This window comes from Halomonas terrestris (assembly GCF_049166755.1).
Classification (GTDB): domain Bacteria; phylum Pseudomonadota; class Gammaproteobacteria; order Pseudomonadales; family Halomonadaceae; genus Halomonas.
Map to the genome: position 1 here is coordinate 262,558 of NZ_JBMHFZ010000002.1, position 18,679 is coordinate 281,236.

Annotated in this window: 15 protein-coding genes; 8 read left to right on the top strand and 7 right to left on the bottom strand. The window is 69.0% G+C overall.

Annotated elements, in window-relative coordinates; translation table 11 throughout:
- Nucleotides 1–35: 35 nt before the first annotated feature.
- From hypE to ACOMD9_RS03550, 5 genes are read right to left on the bottom strand one after another with little or no spacing between them, the layout of a single operon-like run.
- Nucleotides 36–1,064: a hydrogenase expression/formation protein HypE gene (hypE, locus tag ACOMD9_RS03530; RefSeq protein ID WP_421412168.1), complete on the bottom strand. Its 1,029-nt coding sequence runs from the start codon at nucleotides 1,062–1,064 to the stop codon at nucleotides 36–38.
- The gene (gene hypF, locus ACOMD9_RS03535; RefSeq protein ID WP_421412169.1) at nucleotides 1,065–4,622 is read right to left on the bottom strand and encodes a carbamoyltransferase HypF; all 3,558 of its coding nucleotides are present in this window, start codon (nucleotides 4,620–4,622) and stop codon (nucleotides 1,065–1,067) included.
- 3 nt (nucleotides 4,623–4,625) lie between these two features.
- Nucleotides 4,626–5,414 carry a hydrogenase nickel incorporation protein HypB gene (hypB, locus tag ACOMD9_RS03540; RefSeq protein WP_421412170.1) on the bottom strand — a complete coding sequence of 263 codons (789 nt, stop codon included), beginning with the start codon at nucleotides 5,412–5,414 and terminating at the stop codon, nucleotides 4,626–4,628.
- A 13-nt stretch (nucleotides 5,415–5,427) separates the two neighbouring features.
- A complete protein-coding gene (locus ACOMD9_RS03545; RefSeq protein ID WP_421412171.1) occupies nucleotides 5,428–5,793 on the bottom strand; it encodes a hydrogenase maturation nickel metallochaperone HypA/HybF in 366 nt (121 codons plus the stop codon).
- The gene (locus ACOMD9_RS03550) at nucleotides 5,786–6,022 is read right to left on the bottom strand and encodes a HypC/HybG/HupF family hydrogenase formation chaperone (RefSeq protein ID WP_278031784.1); all 237 of its coding nucleotides are present in this window, start codon (nucleotides 6,020–6,022) and stop codon (nucleotides 5,786–5,788) included. The genes ACOMD9_RS03545 and ACOMD9_RS03550 overlap by 8 nt, the downstream gene beginning before the upstream one ends.
- Before the next feature lie 297 nt (nucleotides 6,023–6,319).
- On the opposite strand from ACOMD9_RS03550, the gene dbpA reads away from it, so the two are divergent.
- Together dbpA and ACOMD9_RS03560 are read left to right on the top strand one after the other, a co-directional pair.
- Nucleotides 6,320–7,714 (top strand): ATP-dependent RNA helicase DbpA, encoded by a 1,395-nt coding sequence (dbpA, locus tag ACOMD9_RS03555; protein WP_421412172.1) that lies wholly within the window; start codon nucleotides 6,320–6,322, stop codon nucleotides 7,712–7,714.
- 65 nt (nucleotides 7,715–7,779) lie between these two features.
- Nucleotides 7,780–8,682, top strand: coding sequence for a PA4780 family RIO1-like protein kinase (locus tag ACOMD9_RS03560; protein WP_421412173.1), 903 nt, complete (start codon nucleotides 7,780–7,782; stop codon nucleotides 8,680–8,682).
- Between the two features lie 24 nt (nucleotides 8,683–8,706).
- Here ACOMD9_RS03560 and ACOMD9_RS03565 read toward each other — a convergent pair whose 3' ends face one another.
- Both ACOMD9_RS03565 and ACOMD9_RS03570 read right to left on the bottom strand, forming a co-directional pair.
- Nucleotides 8,707–10,341 (bottom strand): GMC family oxidoreductase, encoded by a 1,635-nt coding sequence (locus ACOMD9_RS03565; protein ID WP_421412174.1) that lies wholly within the window; start codon nucleotides 10,339–10,341, stop codon nucleotides 8,707–8,709.
- Between the two features lie 2 nt (nucleotides 10,342–10,343).
- Nucleotides 10,344–11,837, bottom strand: a complete 1,494-nt coding sequence (locus ACOMD9_RS03570) for an aldehyde dehydrogenase family protein (RefSeq protein ID WP_421412175.1) — start codon at nucleotides 11,835–11,837, stop codon at nucleotides 10,344–10,346.
- Nucleotides 11,838–11,981: 144 nt separating this feature from the next.
- Here ACOMD9_RS03570 and ACOMD9_RS03575 point away from each other — a divergent pair, with 144 nt between their 5' ends.
- The 6 genes from ACOMD9_RS03575 (at nucleotide 11,982) to ACOMD9_RS03600 (ending at nucleotide 18,641) form a co-directional block, all read left to right on the top strand.
- Complete coding sequence (locus ACOMD9_RS03575) at nucleotides 11,982–12,896, top strand: LysR substrate-binding domain-containing protein (protein ID WP_421412176.1); 915 nt, start codon at nucleotides 11,982–11,984, stop codon at nucleotides 12,894–12,896.
- Between the two features lie 71 nt (nucleotides 12,897–12,967).
- Nucleotides 12,968–14,497, top strand: a complete 1,530-nt coding sequence (locus tag ACOMD9_RS03580; RefSeq protein ID WP_421412177.1) for a M81 family metallopeptidase — start codon at nucleotides 12,968–12,970, stop codon at nucleotides 14,495–14,497.
- Between the two features lie 185 nt (nucleotides 14,498–14,682).
- A complete protein-coding gene (locus tag ACOMD9_RS03585; RefSeq protein WP_421412178.1) occupies nucleotides 14,683–15,708 on the top strand; it encodes a DctP family TRAP transporter solute-binding subunit in 1,026 nt (341 codons plus the stop codon).
- 163 nt (nucleotides 15,709–15,871) lie between these two features.
- Nucleotides 15,872–16,378: a TRAP transporter small permease gene (locus ACOMD9_RS03590; RefSeq protein ID WP_197567824.1), complete on the top strand. Its 507-nt coding sequence runs from the start codon at nucleotides 15,872–15,874 to the stop codon at nucleotides 16,376–16,378.
- On the top strand, nucleotides 16,375–17,646 hold the full coding sequence (locus ACOMD9_RS03595) for a TRAP transporter large permease (protein WP_421412179.1): 1,272 nt from the start codon (nucleotides 16,375–16,377) through the stop codon (nucleotides 17,644–17,646). The genes ACOMD9_RS03590 and ACOMD9_RS03595 overlap by 4 nt, the downstream gene beginning before the upstream one ends.
- 23 nt (nucleotides 17,647–17,669) lie before the next feature.
- Nucleotides 17,670–18,641: an ornithine cyclodeaminase family protein gene (locus tag ACOMD9_RS03600; RefSeq protein WP_421412180.1), complete on the top strand. Its 972-nt coding sequence runs from the start codon at nucleotides 17,670–17,672 to the stop codon at nucleotides 18,639–18,641.
- Nucleotides 18,642–18,679: the final 38 nt, after the last annotated feature.

The following is an 18,679-nucleotide window of genomic DNA, read 5'->3' on the forward strand; positions in this document are numbered from 1 at the left end:
CTTCAAAGGTCGTCAGGTGGCCGGTGCAGCCACGCTCAGCAGATGCGTGGCAGCGGGTCGTCCTCCAGCTCCTGCAGGAGGCGCTCGCCGCCCCACTCGTTGACCAGCAGCAGCCGGTCGTGGTGCGGGTCGAGTGTGCCGATCCGCTGCGCCCCTTGCCCCTGCGGCAGCGCCTGCCAGCGGCGCAGGGCCTCGTCGGCCTCGTCCTCGGCCACGATGGCGACCACCCGCCCCTCGCAGGCCAGATAGAGGGGGTCGTAGCCCAGCATGTCGCAGACGCTGCGCACGCTGCCGCGGATCGGCAGCTGCGGCTCCTCGAGCGTCACGCCGAGCCCCGTGGCCTGGATCACCTCGTGCAGCACCGTCGCCAGGCCGCCGCGGGTCGGGTCGCGCATGAAGCGCAGGCCGGGCATCGTCAGCAGCGCGCGGGTCAGGGGCAGTACGCTGGCGCTGTCGGAGGCCAGGTCGCCGCTCAGGCCGAATTCCTCGCGGGCCAGCATCACGGCAATGCCGTGGTCGCCCAGCGGCCCGCTGACCAGGATCGCATCCCCCGCACGAATGCCGCGGGTGCCGAGGGCCAGCCCGGCGGGCCGCGTGCCGATCCCGGACACGCCGAAGTAGAGCCCGCCGCAGAGCCCGCGCGGCAGTACCTTGGTGTCGCCGGCCACCACCTGGACATCGCAGGCCCGGGCGGCCTTGGCCAGGCTGGCAACGATCCGCTCGAGCGCCTCGAGCGGCAGCCCCTCTTCCAGGAAGGCGTTGAGGCTCAGGTAGCGCGGGGTCGCCCCGCAGACGGCGAGGTCGTTGACGGTGCCGTGCACCGCCAGGCTGCCGATGTCGCCCCCGGCGAAGAACAGCGGCTGCACGGTGACCCCGTCGCTGGTGAAGACCAGCTCGTGGTCGCCGGCCGGGAAGGGGGGCAGGATGGCGGCATCGGACAGCGGCGCCAGCCAGGGGTTGCCCAGCTGGCGGACGAACACCGCATCGATCAGCTGGCGCATGAGGCGTCCGCCGTTGCCGTGGGCCAGGGTGACGGTGGCCGTGTCGGGACCGGGCTGGGTCACTCACTCCTCCTCGTGCCGTGACAGTCGGGCCAGGCACTCCATGACCTGACCGACGCTGATCGCGGCGTCGTTGCAGGGCAGCCGTTCGTGCAGCAGCACCCTGAAGCCGTCCTCCTCCAGGGCTGCCACTGCCGCCCCGGTCAGTCGGCGATTCTGGAACACGCCGCCGGTCAGGCCGAGGGTCTCCACCCCGGTCGCATCCCGAGCCGCCCCCGCCTGCCGGCACAGCACCCGCACCAGGGTGGCATGGAAGTCCGCGGCGCGCCGTTCCGGGGCGAGGCGTGCGTCATGGAGGTGACGGATCAATGGGCGCCAGTCACAGCGTAGCACCCCGTCCGGGTCGCGTCGGTGGGGAAGCTCGAGCGGCTGGCCGTCGCCCTCGGCCAGCGCCTCGAGCCGCATGGCGGCCTGGGCCTCGTGGCTGACCCGGGACATCGGGACCAGCAGGGCCGCGGCGGCATCGAACAGCCGGCCCACGGCGGAACAGGCGGGGGCGTTGAGGCGCCGCTCCCAGGCCGCTCGCAGCAGGGCCAGCTCCTCGTCGGTGCCTTCGGCGACCGGCCCCTCGAGGCCGCTCTGCCAGCCCAGGGTGGCGGCCAGGCGCCAGGGCTCCCGGATGGCCGCCTCCCCGCCGGGCAGGGCAAAGGGCGCGAACGAGGCATGGCGTTGCCAGCGGCCGGGTCGACCGAGCAGGGCCTCGCCGCCCCACAGGGTGCCGTCCGGGCCCAGCCCGGTACCGTCCCAGGTGAACACCAGGGTCGGTTCCCGGAAGCGGCCGTGCTCCCCGCACAGGGCGGCGGCATGGGCGTGGTGGTGGGCGACCTCCCGGCACGCCAGGCCGCTGTCGCGGGCCCAGCGGCTACTGTGGTAGCCGCGGTGGGCATCATGCAGGACGAGCTCGGGGTGCACGCCATACAGCCCGGCCAGGGTCTCGATCTGCCGCGCGAAGGCCTGCTGGGTGCGCAGCGCCGACAGCTCGCCGATGTGCGGCGACAGCACCAGCCGCGCCTCCCAGGCCAGGCAGACCGTGCTCTTCTGCTGGGCACCCACGGCGAGGACGGCCCGGGGCAGGCGCCAGGGCAGCTCGAGCTCGAGGGGGGTGCTGCCCCGCCCCGGACGCAGCGGGCGGGCCTTGCCGGCGATGGGCCGCCGGACGCCGTCATCCACGGGGTGCAGGATGGGGCGGTCATGGTGCAGGAAGGCATCGGCCACCCGGCCCAGTCGCTGCTCCGCCATGGCCCGGTCGGCGATGATCGGCTCGCCGGCGACATTGGCCGAGGTGGCGACCAGCGGGCGCGCCAGGGCCTCCAGCAGCAGGTGGTGCAGGGGCGCATAGGGCAGCAGCACGCCGACCTCGCCGAGCCCGGGGGCGAGGCCCGCCTCGAGCCCGTGGTCGGCGCGCAGCGGGAGCAGGACCACCGGCCGCTCGTCGGCGAGCAGGGCCTCGGCGGCTTCCGGGTCCAGCCGGGCATGCCGGCGCACGACCTCCAGGCCATCCTCGCCCTGCCACGGGACCATCACCGCGAACGGCTTGTGCGGCCGATGCTTGCGCTCGCGCAGGGTCGCCAGCGCCGCCGGGTTGCCGGCATCGGCCATCAGGTGGTAGCCACCGACCCCCTTCACGGCGACGATTCGCCCGGCGTCGAGGGCCGTGATGGCGGCCGCCAGCGCCTCCTCGGGGGCCGTGAGCGTCCGGTTGCCCAACACGACCCCCTCTACAAACGTCAGCCGCGGCCCGCACTGCGGACAGCCGATCGACTGGGCATGGAAGCGTCGGCTGTGCGGGTCGTCGTATTCCCGCCGGCACTCGGGGCAGAGCGGAAACGCCTTGAGGCTGGTGCGCGCCCGATCGTAGGGCAGCCGCTCGATCACGCTGTAGCGCGGGCCGCACTGGTCGCAGTGGGTGAAGGGGTAGCCGTGGTGACGGTCCTGCGGGTCGTGCATCTCCGCCAGGCAGGCCGGGCACACCGGGGTGTCCAGTGGCAGGTGGATCGCGCCGCCCGGGTCACCGTCGCTCTGCCGGATCACGAACGGTCGGGCCGCGATCGGTCGGGCCGCGAACGGTCGGGCCGCGAACGGTCGGGCCGCGTTCGGTCGGGCCGCGTCCGGCGGGCTCAGCGCCACCGGGATCGTCTCGCGGCGAGCGAGGCGCGGACGCGCCAGCCGCGGCGCCTCGGCGAGCAGTGCCCGCTCGAAGGCGTCCAGCCGGTCGGCGCTTCCCTGGGCCTCGATCACCACCTTGCCACCGCTGTTGCGCACCTGGCCCGCGAGGTCCAGCCGGCTGGCCAGCCGCTGGACGAAGGGCCGGAACCCCACGCCCTGGACCACGCCGGCCAGCACCCAGCGTCGTGCCTCCTGGCCGGGGGCTCTCTCGATCGGGGCTGACTCACCAGGGTCAGTATCACCAGGGGCCGCGTCGACCGGGGTGGCGGCAATCCGCCCGGCGGGCGCTTCCTGCGACGGCCGGACGCCATGGCTCCACCAGATCCGGCAGGCGCCCTCCTCGGAGACCATGCAGGGGCCCACCGGGCTCTCCGGCCGGCAGGCGCTGCCGTAGAGTCGGCACTGCGGTGGCCGGATCCGCCCCAGCACCACCTCGGCGCAGTCGCAGCCGGGCGGCATCTCGCCGCGGCGTGCGTAGGCAGCCTCGAACACCTCGGGAAAGTGTCGGCGGGCATCGCGTTCGGCCAGGGGCGCCGTGCAGCCGTAGCCGGAGTCGGGCAGGGGGCCGATGCCGCGCCACTCGGCGTCGGTGACCTCGAACAGCTCGCCCATCAGCGCCTGTGCCCGACGGTTGCCGGCGGCGGTGACGCACTGCGGGTAGGCGTTGTCGAGCCGCGGGGCCCGGTCGAGCGCCTGCCGGAGTACCGCATGCAGGCCCGCCAGGATCAGGCCGGGGGTGAAGCCGGCCACGGCAGTGGGCAGTCCGTGCGCCTCGGGCACGAAGCGCCACTGCTCGGCGCCCATGATGGTGGCCACATGCCCCGGGGCGATCAGCGCATCGAAGCCCGGCGCGCCGTCCCCGAGCAGGTGGGCGATGGCCGGCCAGGTCTGGCGGGCGCTGAGCAGCAGCAGCAGGTTGTCCGGCAGGTCCGTGCGGGAGAAGAGGGCAGCGATCGGCGCCGTGGTCGTCTCGAAGCCGGCGGCGAAGAAGACCACTCGCTTTCCGGGATGCTGGCGGGCCAGCGTCAGCACCTCGCCGGGGGAGGCGACCGGGACCACCCGGCCGCCGAGGGCGCGGGCGGCCTGCAGGGAGCGCGGCTCCCGCCGGGGGGCATTGCAGGGGACGCGCACCATGTCGCCGAAGGTGGCGACGATGACGTCGTCCGCGAGGCTCAGGGCCACCGCGGCATGGATGTCCTCCTCGGGGCAGACGCAGACGGGGCAGCCGGGCCCGGGGATCAGTTCCAGGTAGTCGGGCAGCACCTTGCGCAGGCCGGCATGGGTGATGGTGCGCTCGTGGCCGCCGCAGACGTTCATGATCCGCAGGCGACCCGATGCCGGCCGGGGGAGGGCGCGGATCCGGTCCAGCCACTCGCCGGGGGTGGGGAGCGCCATGGTTCAGGCGAGGCCCCGGGGGCGAGACAGCAGGCGCGCCCCCTCGGCGGGAGGCGCCGGACGGAAGGCCGGTCGGCGCCGCTCGGCCAGGCCCGCCTCGAGCCATTCCAGCCAGGCGTCGAGCGGTCCCGAGCGGCTGCTCAGCGCCATCACCGGGGCGCCAGAGGCGAGCCGGTGCATGTGCGCCGCCACGGCGTCGACGTCGAAGTCGTCGAGGACCGGCAGCAGGTCGGTCTTGGTGACCAGCACCAGGTCGCTTGCGCGGAACATGACCGGGTACTTGAGCGGCTTGTCGTCACCCTCCGGGGTCGAGAGCAGGGTGACGTTGGCATGCTGGCCGAGATCGAAGCTCGCGGGGCAGACCAGGTTGCCGACGTTCTCGATGAACAGGAGGTCCAGGGCGTCCAGTGGCAGCGCATGGGCCGCGCGGTGCACCATGGCGGCATCCAGGTGGCAGGCGCTGCCGGTGGTGATCTGGACCGCGGGCACGCCCCGGGCGCGGATGCGCCGGGCGTCGTTCTCGGTTTCCAGGTCGCCCTCGATCACCGCCAGGCGGTAGCGGGCGCCCAGCGCCTCGATGGTGGCTTCCAGCAGGCTGGTCTTGCCGGCGCCGGGGGAGGACATCAGGTTGACGACCAGCAGCCCGGCACGGTCGAAGTGCTCGCGGTTATGGCGCGCGACCTCGTCGTTGTGGGCCTTCAGGCCCTCGAGGACCTCCACGGTATGGACGTCGTGCTCGTTCGAGGCGTGCTGCAGGTGATCGGGAATGGCGCAGCCGCAGGTCTGGCACACGATGAGGCTCCTGTTATCCGGTGGGAGGGAGAGGGGTGTCGGCGAGGTCGACGCTGACCAGCAGGAGTTCGTCGCCGCTGGTCAGCCGGGTCTGCCAGTGCCCGCAGCGCGGGCAGCTCAGGTCGTTGACGCTGGCCTCGGCCTCCTGAGCGCAGCGGGGGCAGTGTACCCGGACCGGGCAGCGGGTCATCTCCAGCCGTGCCCCCTCGGCGAGGGTATGGCGGCTGGCCAGCGGAAAGGCCTCGCGCATCAGCGCGGTCTCGACCCCGGAGAGCGGCCCGATGCGCAGACACACGCGGCGGATGCGCAGCGCCCCGTGCTCGGCGGCGACCCGGCCGGCCTGGCGGACCAGCGAACGACACAGGCTCAGCTCATGCATGGTCGAGGGCTCCGTCGTCCATCTCGTCGAGCAGTCGCCAGGTCGCCAGGGCCTCCTCGGGGTCCAGTCGCTGGAGGGCGTAGCCGACATGCACGATGACGAAGTCGCCCACGGCGAGGGCCTGGTCCTGGACCAGCATCAGGTCGATGTCGCGCTCGATGCCGCGGGAGGCCGCGCGGGCCGTGTCGCCGTCGATGCGGGTGATCTGCATGGGAATCGCCAGGCACATGATGCGCGTCGGGCCTCCTCGGCGGGTGGCGTGATGGTCGCAGGTGGCATGACACCACCCCCTGACACTGACTATAGGAGATGGGCGCCTTTCGGACATGTCCCGCCAGCCAACGGGGCCGCCGGCCGCGGCGGGGCGAGCAGTGAATGTGATGACGCCACCACCAGGCCGGGTGCTGCGCGCCACTTTCTGCTATGCTGCCCGCCTCCGATCATCGCTCCCACGGCCCCGGCCCGATGGCGCCCCCCCTTCCTCGCGCCTGTCCCGGTGCCAGCCTTCCCTTGCAGGTCTATCCACGTGTCTGATTCCTCTCCCGATTTCGCCACGCTGTCGCTGGCGCCGGAACTGCTGGCCAACCTCGCCTCGCTGGGCTATCACGCCATGACGCCGATCCAGGCCGAGAGCCTGCCGCCCATGCTGGCGGGCCGCGACGTGATCGCCCGGGCGAAGACCGGCTCGGGCAAGACCGCCGCTTTCGGCCTGGCGCTGCTGTCGCGGCTGTCGGTGGCGGACTTCCGGGTGCAGGGGCTGGTGCTCTGCCCGACCCGCGAGCTGGCGGACCAGGTGGCCGGCGAGATCCGCCGCCTGGCGCGCAGCCTGCCCAACGTCAAGGTGCTGACCCTGTGCGGCGGGGCGCCTCTCGGCCCACAGCTCGCCTCGCTGGCCCATGGGGCGCATGTGGTGGTCGGCACCCCGGGGCGGGTGGAGGAGCACCTGCGCAAGGGCTCGCTGGCCCTGGCAGCCCTCGAGACCCTGGTGCTGGACGAGGCCGACCGCATGCTCGACATGGGCTTCCAGGCCGCGATGGAGGCGATCATCGCCGCGACCCCGGCCCACCGCCAGACGCTGCTGTTCAGCGCGACCTACACGGACGGCATCCGGCGCATCGCCGAGGGGCTGATGCGCGACCCGGTGACGGTAGAGATGGCCGAGACCCATGACCAGGCCAGCATCCGCCAGCACGTCTACCGGGTGGCGGACGAGCCGGAGCGCCTCGACGCACTGCGCCGCCTGCTGCTGCACCATCGGCCGCGTTCCAGCGTGGTGTTCTGCAACACCAAGCGCGAGACCGACGAGGTCGCCGAGGCCCTGAACGACGCGGGCTTCAGTGCCCTGGCCCTGCATGGTGACCTGGAGCAGCGCGACCGCGACCGGATCCTGGTACTGTTCGCCAACGGCAGCGCCTCGATCCTGGTGGCGACCGACGTGGCGGCACGCGGGCTGGACATCGAGGCGCTGGATGCGGTGTTCAACTACCGCATCGCCCGCGAGCTCGAGGTGCATGTCCACCGCATCGGGCGTACCGGCCGCGCCGGCGGCTCCGGTATGGCCTGCACCCTGGTCACGGAGCAGGAGGCGTACCGGCTGGAGCGGCTGGTCGAGTTCCTCGGCGAACCGCTCGAGGAGGCCTCGCTGCCGCCGCGTGACGTGCTGGCCCGGGAGCCCTTCTTGCCGGCCATGGCCACGCTGCAGCTCGACGGTGGCAAGAAGCAGAAGCTGCGGCCCGGCGATATCCTCGGCGCCCTGACCGGCGAGGGGGGCATCGCCGGTAGCCAGGTCGGCAGGATCAGGGTGCTGGAGCGCAGCGCCTATGTGGCCGTGCGGCGCGACGTCGCCGCGGCGGCCCTCGACCAGCTGGGCAACGGCAGGCTCAAGGGGCGCACCTTCCGCGCCCGGCGCGTCAGCCGCTGACCGCAAGCCAAACGAGACACGCCCGCGGCATATCCAGCCGACGGGTTCTATGCCAACGTGGTGACATGAAGATACCCAAGAGATTGCAGCCGCTGGTCGACGACGGCCTGATCGACGCGGTCGAGAGCCAGCTGATGAGCGGCAAGGAAGCCCAGGTGTACGTGGTGCGCTCGCATGGCGAGCGGCGCTGTGCCAAGGTCTTCAAGGAGGCCAGGCAGCGCAGCTTCAAGCAGGCCGTGCAGTACCAGGAGGGACGCAAGGAGCGCAACAGCCGCCGCTCCCGGGCGATGGCCAAGAAGACCCGCTACGGCCAGAAGGAGCAGGAGCGGGCCTGGCTCAATGCCGAGGTCGATGCCCTCTACCGGCTGGCGGCGGCTGACGTGCGGGTGCCCAGGCCCCATGGCTTCGTCGACGGCGTGCTGCTGATGGAGATGATCACCGATCCCGAGGGCCTGACCGCGCCGCGCCTGGACGACGTCACCCTGACGGCCGACGAGGCCCGGGCCCATTACGCCAAGGTGATCGGTGACGTGGTGCGCATGCTGTGTGCCGGCCTGATCCATGGCGACCTTTCCGAGTTCAACGTGCTGCTCTCCGCCGACGGCCCGGTGATCATCGACCTTCCCCAGGCGGTGGACGCCGCCGGCAACAACAGCGCCGAGATGATGTTCGAGCGCGATGTCGACAACATGCGCCGCTACTTCGGCCGCTTCGCCCCGGAGCTGCTGGCCACCGATTACGGCAAGGAGATCTGGGCGCTCTTCGAGGCAGGGGAGCTGCATCCGGAAAGCCGGCTGACCGGCCGCTTCGCGCACGACACCGCCCCCGTGGATGTCGACGAGCTGATGACCGTGATCGACGACGTGCGCGAGGAGGAGGCCCACCGCCAGGCGGCACGCCACCGCGGCGACGAGCCCGGGGTCGAGGAGGCCGCCGAGGAGTGGCGGGAGTCCCGGGGGGAGCACTGAGCCCGGCGGCATTGCCGCGGGGCATCACGATGGATCCGGTGGAGCCCCCGCCGGCTCGGGCGGCAATGGCCGCCTGCCCAGGATCATGTCCGCCGCCTTTTCCCCGATCATCAGGGCGGCCGCATTGGTGTTCGCCGCCGGCATCGTCGGCATGATGGAGGCGTCGGCCACGCGCAACCCCTCGATCCCGTGGACCCGCAGCTGGTCGTCGACCACGCTGTCCGTGCGCTCCGCGGGTCCCATGCGGCAGGTCCCGATCGGATGATAGGTGGTGTTGCCGGTGTGGCGGGCATGGTCGAGCAGTTCGGCATCGCTCCGGGCTTGGTCGCCGGGCCAGACTTCCTGCTCGACATGCCGCGAGAAGGGGGCGCTGCCGGCCAGCTGGCGGCCGAGCCGCATGGCCGCCAGCAGGGCCTGGCGATCCTCCTCCTCGGCCAGGTAGTTCGGCTGAAACTCGGGCTGCGCGAAGGGATCAGCCGACAGGGCGCGGACATGCCCCCGGCTGGCCGGCCGCTGCTGCCAGCACGCGATGGTCGCACCGGGAAACCTGTCCAGCCCGCTCCAGACGCCTGCGGGATAGCTGGCGGGCGTGAAGGAGACCTGGATATCGCCGTGGTCCGAGCGCCAGAAGCAGTAGACCAGGGTCGGGGTCAGCGCCAGGGCGCCGCGCCGCCTGAAGGCGTAGCGGGCGACCTCCTTCACCAGCTTGAGGCCGCGCACGCGCTCGTTGATGGTCTCGATGCCGCGAATGCGCATCACCATCCTGGCCGCGTAGTGGTCGCAGAGGTTCTCGCCGACACCGGGGAGGGCGTGAACGAGGGGGACGCCGATCCGCTGCAGCAGGCCCGGGGCGCCGATGCCCGACAGCTGCAGCAGGTGTGGCGACGCGATGGCGCCGCCACAGAGGATCACTTCCCGGTTCGCGAGAACCACATGGTCACGGCCGTGCCGGTGGTAGCGCACGCCGACGGCGCGCCGGCCCGCGAAGAGGACCTGCAGGGCCCGGGCCCGGGTGCGTACCTCGGTGTTGCCGCGCTTCATCGCCGGATAGAGGAAGGCCCGTGCCGGGCTGACCCGGCGCCCCCGATGGATGCTGCGCTGGACGTAGGCGATGCCCTCCTGGGAGGCCCCGTTGTAGTCGGGGTTGCGCGGAATGCCGAGTGACTCGGCCCCGTCCATGAAGGCGTCACAGAGGGGATCGGGCTGGTCGATGTCGGTGATGGTGAAGGGGCCGGTTCGTCCCCGATAGCGGTCATCGCCGTCGCCGATACGCCCTTCGCAGCGCTTGAAGTAGGGCAGCAGCTCCGCGTAGCTCCAGCCACTGTTGCCCAGCGCCGCCCAGCCGTCGAAGTCGGCGCGGTGACCTCGGGTATAGACATGCCCGTTGATCGATCCCGACCCGCCCAGTGTCTTGCCCCGCGACTGGATGATGCTGCGCCCTCCCGTCCCCCAGCTGGGCGCCGTGCGATACATCCAGTTGATGCGGGGGTTGTCGAGGGCATGCACCACGGCGGCCGGGACATGGATGGACGGGTGACGGTCGGGTGGGCCGGCCTCGAGCACGCAGACCGAGCCCTGGCCCGATTCCGACAGCCGGCCGGCGACCACCGAACCGGCGCTGCCCGCACCGATGATGACGTAATCGAAGCGATCCGCCATGGCTAGAGGCGGATGCCGACATTCTTGGTCTGGACATAGCCGAGCAGGGCTTCCTGCCCCTTCTCCCGGCCATACCCGGAGCGCTTGGTGCCTCCGAAGGGAGTCTCCACGCCGCCCGTCCACCATTCATTGACATACACCTGTCCGGCGACCAGGCGGTCGGCCGTCCAGTGGGCCAGCCTCAGGTCGTTGGTGTAGACCCCGGCCGCCAGGCCGTAGTCGGTGCCGTTGGCAATGGCGACGGCCTCCTCCGGGGAGTCGAAGGGGAGGACCACGACCACCGGGCCGAAGAACTCCTCCTGGGCGATCCGCATCTCGGGACGCACCCCGGTGAAGAGGGTGGGTGCCATGAAGTGTCCCGGCATGCCGGCCAGGCGCGATCCGCCGGTGACCAGTGTCGCGCCCTCCGCGACTCCGATACGGCAGAGCGACTCGACCCGATCCAGTTGCCGCGCGGAAATCAGGGGGCCCATGTCGCAGCCGTCGATGCCCGGGCCGACGGAAAGGGTCTCGGCCGCTTCCTTGAGCCGTGCCACCAGGTCGTCATGGATCGAACGGTGCACGATCAGGCGGGCGCCGGCCGAGCAGATCTGTCCGGCATGATGGAAGATCCCCCGCGCGGCGCTTCTGGCCACCTGCTCCAGGTCCGCGTCCGGATAGACGATGGCGCCCGACTTGCCGCCCAGCTCCATGATGCACGGAATGATCCGTTCCGAGGCGGCCCGCAGCACGCTCCTGCCGGTCTCGACGGAACCGGTGAAGACGATGTGGTCGATATCGCCATGCGCGACCAGGCTGGCGCCGGCATCATGCCCGTAGCCGCAGAGGATGTTGACGGCCCCCCGGGGGACGCCGGCCCGTTCGCACGCCTCGGCAAACAGGAAGAGGCTCAGCGGGGAGTCCTCCGGCGACTTGAGGACCACCGTATTGCCGGTGAGCAGGGCACAGGTGATGGAGCGCGCCCCCACGGGGAGTGGCCCGTTCCACGGCACGATCTGGGCCGAGACCCCGAACGGCATATGGGTGGTGTAGTCGAGCACCCCCTCGCCCAGCGGGATCTGGCGTCCCTCCAGCTTGTCGGCCATGCCGGCGTAGTAGTCCAGGTAGCGCTGGGTCAGGGCGACATCGCCGTAGCCCCGCTCCACTGTCTTGCCGTTGTCGAAGCACTCGACGGTGGCGATCTCGTCAGCCAGCTCGCCGAGCCGGAGGGACACCTCCCGCATCATCTCGCCCCGCTGATGAGGGCGCATCTCCGCCAGGCTCCGACTCTCGAAACAGCGTCGTGCGGCTGCCACGGCCCGATCCACATCGGCGGGCTGGGCGCGGGCGACCTCGGCAATGGGGGCGCCCGTCGCCGGGTCGGTAACGACGATGCGCTCGTCTCCGGCGCCATCGACCCATTCGCCATCGATGAAATTCTTCCAGTACGGCCTGATGCTGGTCACTGTCTCCCCCATGGTACCGGCCTGCCCGGCACAGCTGTCGAATCTGGTCACTCACGACATCATTGCGAGTCGGCGAACCCTTGGCGAATGCCGGTTCGGGATCGGATCATGCGTGATTTGCATGCGTATCGGGCTCGGGTCATGATTCGATGCTCAACAGGCCGGTCAGGCCGGGTCATGCCGGAGTCTCGTGCGATGGAAATCAAGTGGCTGATGGACTTCCTGTCCCTGGCGGATACGGGCAATTTCTCCCGCTCGGCGGAGTCTCGGGCCACCACCCAGCCCGCCTTCAGCCGGCGCATCAAGGCCCTGGAAGAGTGGGTGGGCGCCCCGCTGTTCGACCGTGGCAAGCAACCCATCACGCTGACGCCGGCGGGCGAACGCTTCCATCCGGTTGCCGAGGGCGTGCTGCGTCGGCTCTTCCAGGCCCGCGACGAGATTCGCCAGATCGGCCAGTCGAGCGAGAATACCATCTCGTTCTCGTCCACCCACAGCCTCTCCCTGACCTTCTTCCCCGACTGGATCCGGCATATCGAGGAGCGGGTCGGCGTGCTGCTGATCCGCCTGGATTCCAACCAGGTGGGCAGCTGTGTGCAGTCGCTGTTGCGGGGCGAGTGCCACTTCATGATGTGCCATACCCACCCCTCGGTGGACATCCCGCTGCCCGAGGACCGTTACCAGTCGGTGAAGGTCGGCGAGGATCGCCTGCTGCCGGTCTCGGCACCGGACGAGCAGGGGCGGCCATCGCAGCCGCTGCCGGGCTCGGCGGCAGCGCCACTCTCGTATCTGGCCTATGCGGAAACCTCCGCCATCGGGCGCGCCGTGGATTTCATGCTGGCGCACCATCCCGCACGCCCCGCCATGCAGCGCGTCTTCGAGACTCACCTGGCGGCCGTGCTGAAAACCATGGCCCGCGACGGGCGAGGCCTGGCGTGGCTGCCCGAGAACCAGATCCTTGCCGAGCTGGAGGCGGGAACGCTGCTGCTGTCGGGAGACCCGTCCTGGTACATTCCCGTCGACATCCGGGTGTTTCGCCCTCGCGAGCCCCTGCCCCATGCCGCGGAAGCGTTCTGGTCGGTGATCGGCGATACCGCTCCGGCATCGGACTAGGCCGAGGCGGCATTGGGTGCCGGGAAAGGCCCCATGTAAGCTGTGATCTCCATCACAAGGGGATCGATCAGATGACGGGGACTACTTCGCGGCGTGTCGCCATCCTGGGCCTGATGCTCGAAAGCAACCGTTTCGCCCCGGTGACCACCGAGGAGGACTATCTCAACCGGGTCTATCTGGCGGGTGATGAAATCCTGGCAGACCTGGGAAGTTCCGACCCCAAGCTGCCCGCGGAGATCCGTGGGTTCAGCAGTACCATGAATTCACGCTGCGACTGGACGCCTGTCCCCATCCTGGTGGGCCTGGTGGAGGCCGGAGGCCCGCTGGATCATGACTTCTACCAGGCGACCCGCGACGAGATGAAGCGTCGTCTCGAAGCCGCCATGCCCCTCGACGCCGTCTACATCGCCAACCACGGCGCCATGATCACCACCGAGGAGTATGATCCGGACGGCGAGATCTTCGCGATGGTCCGCGCCATCGTCGGCGCCGAGGTGCCCGTCGTGGCGACCCTGGACCTGCACGGCAACGTCTCCGAGCGCATGGTCGAGGCGGCCGACGCCATCGTCGCCTACCGCACCAATCCGCATGTGGACATGCGGGATCGCGGGATGGAGGCGGCCGGCATCCTGCTGGAGATGTTCGCCGGCATGCGTCCGGAGATGGCCTTCATCCGCTTGCCACTGACGCCGCCGACGGTGACCCTGCTGACCGAATCCGGCCCCTACGCCGACATCATCGACTACGGTCAGGCCCTGATCACCGAGGCGATCGCCAATGTCTCCATCCTCGGTGGCTTTGCCTTCGGCGATACGCCGAAGAACGGGATGGCCATTCTCGTGACCGCAAGGGACGATGCCGAGGCCGCCAGGGCCGTGGCTCGCCGGGTCGCCCGCAAGGCCTGGGATGACCATGAGCGCTATGTGCCGCACCTGACCTCGCTGGAAGAGGCCGTGGCCCGGGTCGTGGAGGTCGGAGAACAACCCCGGCTGCCGGCCCTGATCCTCGCCGATGTGGCCGACAACCCCGGTGGCGGGGGGCGGGGCAACACGATGTGGATTCTCGAGGCCCTGCACCAGGCCGGCGCCACGGGGGTGGTGGTCGGGGTGATCCACGACCCCGAGCTGGCCCGCGAGGCCCATGACCTGGGGGAGGGCGCTGCATTCAGTGCGGTCTTCAACCGGACCGAGCCCGATGATTTCTCGCGACGCTTCGAGGTGCCCGCCAGGGTGACCTGCCTCAAGGACGGGGACTGCGTCGGTCGACGGGGGTTCTATGCCGGACGGCGCATGAACCTGGGGCCGACGGTGCTCCTGGACCTGGGCGGGATTCAGGTCGTCGTGATATCGATTCGCACCCAGTGCGCCGATCCGGTGTTCCTGGAGATGATGGGGCTGGACATCGCCAGGGCCCGAGCCGTGGTGGTGAAGTCCCGAGGCCACTTCCGGGCCGGCTTCGACGAGTTCTTCGCCCCGGATCAGGTCATCGAAGTCGATACCCCGGGGCTGACGTCGCCGATCCTGACGCGGTTCGATTTCAGGTACCTGCCACGCCCCGTCTTTCCCGTCGACGCCCAGGTCGCTTGGCAGTTGCCGGCATGAGTCAGGCCATGCGCACTGCCTACCTGCGTGATCACTGTATCAGGATACTCGATAGTGTCGGCACATCTATACGCCAGCGGCATCGAGCTATCATGTCTTTGCATTCGCCATGTGGCCATAATGCAAATAACCTGTAGTTGTGACCGAGAAAGCCCGCTTTCCTACAATAAACAATGGGGATAAAAATGAACAAGTTCCTGAAGTGGACCGTGACAGTCGCCGCCACAGCCGTCGTGCTGGGAGCGGCAGGTCCTGCGATGGCCAAGACCATCAAATTCGGCATGAATGCCCCCCAGGGCGACAACCCTGAATGGAATGCACTGGTCGCCTTCAAGGATCACGTCGAGTACAAGACCGAAGGTGACATCACGGTTCAGCTCTTCCCGAGTGCCCAGCTCGGTGCCGAGCGTGCCTGCGCGGAGCAGGTGCAGCAGGGTGCCGTCGAGGTCTGCCTGGTGGACACCGGTGCACTGGCCGGTTTCTACAATGATATCCAGGTGCTTTCGATTCCCTACCTCTTCAAGTCATCGGCGCATGCCTGGTCCGTTTTCGAAAGCCCCTTCTTCAAGGATCTGGCCGAGGATATGCGGCAGGAAACCGGTATTCGGGTCATGTCCTGGGGCGAGAATGGCTTCCGTGACTTCACCAACAATGTACGTCCGATCCGCACGCCCGAGGATCTCAGGGGGCTGAAGATTCGGGTCATGGAGAGCCCCGTTTTCATTCGCTTCGTCGAGTCGTTCGGAGCTGCAGCGACGCCAATGCCTGGCTCGGAGATCATCATGGCTGCCAAGCAGGGGGTCATCGATGGCCAGGAGAATCCCGCCCAGGTCAATTACGATTACAACCTGATGGACGTGCAGAAATACATGTCCACCGACGAGCACATTCTCGGGGTTCATGCCTATATCATCAACGATGCCTTCTTCGAAGGGCTGAGTGATGACGAGAAGGCGATAGTGCTCGAGGCGGCGACCCTTGCCGCGAACATCGAGAACACCCAGAAGCTGGCAGGCGCAAAGAAGTATATCGACCTGATCAGGGACAAGGGCGTGGAAATCCACATGACCACCATGGACGAGAAAGCCGCTTTCGCGGAAGTGTCCCAGGAGCCGGTACTGGAATACCTGAGGGAGCAGGTCGGCGAGGACCTGGTCCAGAGCTTGATGGACACCGCCGCCTCCTATGAGCCTGCCCTCTATGGGCGATAGGAAGTTCGCAGCGAGCCCGTGAACCGATGGCCAGCGGGGGTGGGAGGCATGCACTGCCTCTCCCCCCTCTCTTGTTGCTGAAGGCGTCTATACCACCATGATGGATGATTCCGCTTCGCCAGTGGCCCCGACTCCCCGTCAACACCATCAGGAGACATCCGGCATGAAGGGACGCGTCTTCAAGCTTGCCATGGGGCTTACCCATGTCACTGAGGCCATCTCCGCCATCATGCTGGTCGCCATTATCCTGATGAACGTGGCCCAGGTGTTCTTCCGCTATGTGCTGGTGGACCCGCTCTCGTGGAGCGAGGAGACCATGCGCTACACCACCACCTGGATGGTCATGCTGGCCGGCAGTGCCGCCCTGTTCCGCGGGGAGCACATGGTGATCAGCCTGTTCACCAGCGTGCGCTCGCCACTCTTCCGTCGACTGATACACCTCTCGGTGCTGACCTGCATCGCCGGCTTCTGCCTGCTGTTGATGTGGGAGGGCTTTCCGGCGGCCATCAACAACATGCGGCAGATGGCGCCTGCGACCCGAATCCCGATGACCATTCCCTACATGGCGATACCCGTAGGGGCTTCGCTGATGCTGATCAAGGTGCTGTGCCTCATGATCCTGCCCGAGGATGCGCTGCAGCGAGAAGCGGCCGAGGAGAACCAGCCATGATCGCGATGTCCATCGCCTTCGTCATCATGCTCATCATCGGCGTGCCGATCGTGTTTGCTCTGGGCATGGCGGGCGCCGTCGGCCTGTGGGCCCTCGACCTGAACCTGATCACGGTGCCCACGCGGCTGTTCACGGGCATGGACAATTTCGTCCTGCTGGCCGCTCCCTTCTACATCTTCGCCGGGGAGATCATGAACCGGGGGGGCATCACGACACGGCTGATACGGCTGGCCGGGCTGGTCACCCGCGGCGTGCCCGGCGGCACGGCCTACACCAATGTCTCGTCGTCGGTCCTGTTCGCGGGGATATCCGGCGCTGCCGTGGCCGATACCGCTGCCCTCGGACAGATCTTCATCAAGGGCATGCCGGAGGAGGGCTACGACAAGAACTACGCGGCGGCGGTGACGATCGCCTCCTCGATCATCGGTCCCATCGTCCCCCCGTCCGTGATCATGATCATCTATGCCGCCGTCACCCGCCAGTCGGTGATCGACCTGTTCATCGCGGGGATCGTTCCCGGCCTGATGCTGGCCGGCGTCATGTGGCTGGTGATCTGGTGGCAGGCGCGCGGCGGGCGACTCCCCCGCTCCAGCTACAAGGTGGAGCGGCACGAGATCGCCACCCTGGTCCGGGACGGGTTGCTGGTGATGGGACTGCCGGTCCTGATCGTCGGCGGGACCCTGATGGGGGTCTTCACCGCCACAGAGGCGGGCGGGGTGGCCGTCGTCTATGCGCTGCTCATCTCCTGGTTCGTCTTCAGGACCATGGATCTTGCCAGCCTGTGGGACGCGCTGAAGCGCAGCGCCCGGGTCACGGCCACCATCTACCTGATCATCGCGGCCGCGACGGTGGTGTCCTATGTGCTGACAATCGGCGGGATCGGAGGCTGGGTCCAGGGGTTTGCGCTGCAGTTTGCCGACAATCCCACCCTGTTCCTCATGGTCCTCGTCGCCGTCCTGCTGCTGATCGGGACCTTCCTCGAACCCGGGGCCGCCATCGTGCTGATCGTGCCCATGCTGATGCCGGTCACGGCGGCAATGGACATCGATCCGATGCAGTTCGCCATGATCGTCATTCTGCCCCTCACCCTGGGCCTGATCACGCCGCCGGTAGGCGTCTGCCTCTTCGTGGCCTGCCGAATCGCCGAGAGCCCCGTCTTTCCCATCTTCCGCGCCGTGCTCCCGTTCCTGGTGGCGGAAATCGGGGTCGTCATCATGCTGGTGCTCATTCCCGGCCTGTCTTCCTTCCTGCCGACGCTGCTGCGTTGAAGCACGTACTGAGAGACCCGAAGATGCTTGTGATTTCAGAGAGCCTTGCCCGAGAACTGGTGAGCGTCGAGGACGCCATCAGGGAGGTGGAGCGTACCTTTGCCGCCATGGCGAGGGGGGAGGCACGCAACTATCCCGTCGTGCGTGAAGCGATCGGATACCGGGATGCGGTCTACGGGGTGAAGTCCGGTGGCGACGTGGAAGCCCCCCTTCTCGGGCTCAAGGCCGGCGGATACTGGCCGCACAACGCCGGGCAGGGCCTGGGCAACCACCAGTCCTCGACGCTGCTGTTCGATCCGGAAACGGGACGAGCCACGGCCCTGGTCAGTGCCAACTACCTGACCGGCATCAGGACCGGGGCGGCGAGCGCCATCGCCACCCGTTACCTGTCGCGGGAGGAGGCGAGTATTGTCGGGATCATCGGTACCGGGGTTCAGGCCGAGTACCAGCTCAGGGCCACCATGGCGGTCAGGCGCGTGGCACGGGTCCACGCCTGGGACCCTTCGGAGCAGAGCCTGGCGAACTTCAGGGAGACGGTGGCCGGCCTCGGGCTGGCGTGTATCACCGAGCCGGGCTGCGAAGCCGTGGCCCGGGAGGCGGACATCCTGATCACGGCGACACCCTCGCGCCGGGCCCTGGTGGAACAGGGATGGGTGCGCCCGGGCACCCACATCAGCGCCATGGGCTGCGATACCCGGGGCAAGCAGGAGCTGGATCCGCAACTGGTGGCTGCCAGCGCCCTGTTCGTGGACGAGGCCGAGCAATCCGTCAGCATCGGCGAGTTCCAGCATGCCTACGCCAGCGGCTTGATTACCGGGGAGAGCCTGCGCGGCAGCATCGGCCAGGTCATCGCCGGGCACCGTGATGGCCGGCGGGATGCCGATGAGATCACGATCTTCGACGGTACCGGTGTGGCCTTGCAGGACCTGGTCGTGGCAGCACTCGCCGTGCGCCTGGCGAAGGAACATGGCCACGGCGTGGCGGTGGATTACTGACGCACCGACGGCCCCGAGGGGCGCCAGGGCGCCCCTCT